Origin of the sequence: Enterobacter sp. AG326, from assembly GCF_004362415.1 — a bacterium.
Classification (GTDB): domain Bacteria; phylum Pseudomonadota; class Gammaproteobacteria; order Enterobacterales; family Enterobacteriaceae; genus Enterobacter; species Enterobacter asburiae.
On the sequence record NZ_SNXG01000019.1, the window covers coordinates 3,331 to 4,968 of the forward strand.

Sequence of the window (1,638 nt, forward strand, 5' to 3'; positions counted from 1 at the left end):
ACGCCGGAAGACCAAGGGTTCCTGTCCAACGTTAATCGGGGCAGGGTGAGTCGACCCCTAAGGCGAGGCCGAAAGGCGTAGTCGATGGGAAACAGGTTAATATTCCTGTACTTGGTGTTACTGCGAAGGGGGGACGGAGAAGGCTATGTTAGCCGGGCGACGGTTGTCCCGGTTTAAGCATGTAGGCGGAACGATTAGGTAAATCCGGTCGTTTATTAACGCTGAGGTGTGATGACGAGGCACTACGGTGCTGAAGTAACAAATGCCCTGCTTCCAGGAAAAGCCTCTAAGCATCAGGTAACATCAAATCGTACCCCAAACCGACACAGGTGGTCAGGTAGAGAATACCAAGGCGCTTGAGAGAACTCGGGTGAAGGAACTAGGCAAAATGGTGCCGTAACTTCGGGAGAAGGCACGCTGATATGTAGGTGAAGCCCCTGCGGGTGGAGCTGAAATCAGTCGAAGATACCAGCTGGCTGCAACTGTTTATTAAAAACACAGCACTGTGCAAACACGAAAGTGGACGTATACGGTGTGACGCCTGCCCGGTGCCGGAAGGTTAATTGATGGGGTTAGCGGCAACGCGAAGCTCTTGATCGAAGCCCCGGTAAACGGCGGCCGTAACTATAACGGTCCTAAGGTAGCGAAATTCCTTGTCGGGTAAGTTCCGACCTGCACGAATGGCGTAATGATGGCCAGGCTGTCTCCACCCGAGACTCAGTGAAATTGAACTCGCTGTGAAGATGCAGTGTACCCGCGGCAAGACGGAAAGACCCCGTGAACCTTTACTATAGCTTGACACTGAACACTGGTCCTTGATGTGTAGGATAGGTGGGAGGCTTTGAAGCGTGGACGCCAGTCTGCGTGGAGCCAACCTTGAAATACCACCCTTTAATGGCTGGTGTTCTAACGTAGACCCGTGATCCGGGTTGCGGACAGTGTCTGGTGGGTAGTTTGACTGGGGCGGTCTCCTCCCAAAGAGTAACGGAGGAGCACGAAGGTTAGCTAATCCTGGTCGGACATCAGGAGGTTAGTGCAATGGCATAAGCTAGCTTGACTGCGAGAGTGACGGCTCGAGCAGGTGCGAAAGCAGGTCATAGTGATCCGGTGGTTCTGAATGGAAGGGCCATCGCTCAACGGATAAAAGGTACTCCGGGGATAACAGGCTGATACCGCCCAAGAGTTCATATCGACGGCGGTGTTTGGCACCTCGATGTCGGCTCATCACATCCTGGGGCTGAAGTAGGTCCCAAGGGTATGGCTGTTCGCCATTTAAAGTGGTACGCGAGCTGGGTTTAGAACGTCGTGAGACAGTTCGGTCCCTATCTGCCGTGGGCGCTGGAGAATTGAGGGGGGCTGCTCCTAGTACGAGAGGACCGGAGTGGACGCATCACTGGTGTTCGGGTTGTCATGCCAATGGCATTGCCCGGTAGCTAAATGCGGAAAAGATAAGTGCTGAAAGCATCTAAGCACGAAACTTGCCCCGAGATGAGTTCTCCCTGACCCTTTAAGGGTCCTGAAGGAACGTTGAAGACTACGACGTTGATAGGTCGGGTGTGTAAGCGCAGCGATGCGTTGAGCTAACCGATACTAATGAACCGTGAGGCTTAACCTTACAACGCCGAAGCTGTTTCGGCG

The 1,638-nt window shown here is 53.5% G+C and carries 1 rRNA gene (only partly in view); it reads left to right on the plus strand.

What is annotated here, in order from left to right:
• Nucleotides 1–1,615, plus strand: a 23S ribosomal RNA gene (locus DFO52_RS22955); it begins 1,291 nt to the left of the window's first position.
• Nucleotides 1,616–1,638: the final 23 nt, after the last annotated feature.